2 protein-coding genes are annotated in these 810 nt (G+C 58.9%); both read right to left on the reverse strand.

Annotated features, from left to right (window positions below; translation table 11 throughout):
- Positions 1 to 501: type VI secretion system-associated FHA domain protein TagH (tagH, locus tag EN925_RS37990; protein WP_128337468.1), on the reverse strand; the 501-nt coding region annotated here is incomplete at its 3' end.
- A partial coding sequence (locus tag EN925_RS40370) for a hypothetical protein (RefSeq protein ID WP_206633188.1) occupies positions 428 to 810 on the reverse strand: 383 nt, incomplete at its 5' end. The genes tagH and EN925_RS40370, both read right to left, overlap by 74 nt.

Genomic DNA, 810 nt, shown 5'->3' on the forward strand with positions numbered 1-810 from the left:
CGCGATCTCCCGCAAGACCTCGTCTCTGGTCGAAGGCAGGGGTGGGGAGTGCGGCGGAATGCGCTGCCCGGGCCGTTGCTGCGCGGGATCGAAGAAAGGTGCATGTTTAAATTCCAGCGGTCGGCCTGTCGCGGGCGGCATGTCTCGCTGCTCGGATTTGTAGCTGGGGTAGCCCGCCGTGGCGCGCTCTTCGTCGATCGATACCAAGATGACATAACGGCCGATCAGTATCCGGTCGCCATGGCCAAGCCGGTGTGGCCCGGTCATGCGCTGGCTCGATCCGTTGATGAAAGTCCCATTGCGCGAGATGTCGTGCAGCCAGAACGCGCCCGCCTCGTAGCGAACCTCGCAGTGGCGGCCCGAGATGAACTTGTCGGGATCCGGCAAGGTCCAGTCGCAAGCATCGCGTCCGATTTCGAAGCCGCGATCACGCGCCGCGTAGCTGGTCGAGGTACCAGCGGGCAAGGCGTCGACATTGTTGATTTCCAGACTGATGTGCATCCGAGATCGCCGTCGATCGTTGATCGGTACTCCGCCATTCTAGCAGCTTGCGGGTAAAACAGGACAGAAGCGTTTCAAGCCGATGAACCGGCTGGTTAATGCATGTCGCCCAAAAGTGCCCTCCGTTTGAGAAAACGACATTGCATGAAACAAGACCTGAAGGTGCAGCGCGTGAATCCGACCAACCGCGATACGGTTTGGGTTTCTGTCGCCCCATGTCCTCTTTGGCCAGCAGGAAAACATGTGGTAGGCTCAACATGGCCTGGCGTGGCGGATTTAAGAAGTTCCTGAACGGAATGCTGTTAATAT

The sequence above is a fragment of the Mesorhizobium sp. M7A.F.Ca.US.006.04.2.1 genome, assembly GCF_004022915.1.
In the GTDB taxonomy this organism is placed as follows: Bacteria; Pseudomonadota; Alphaproteobacteria; order Rhizobiales; family Rhizobiaceae; genus Mesorhizobium; species Mesorhizobium ciceri.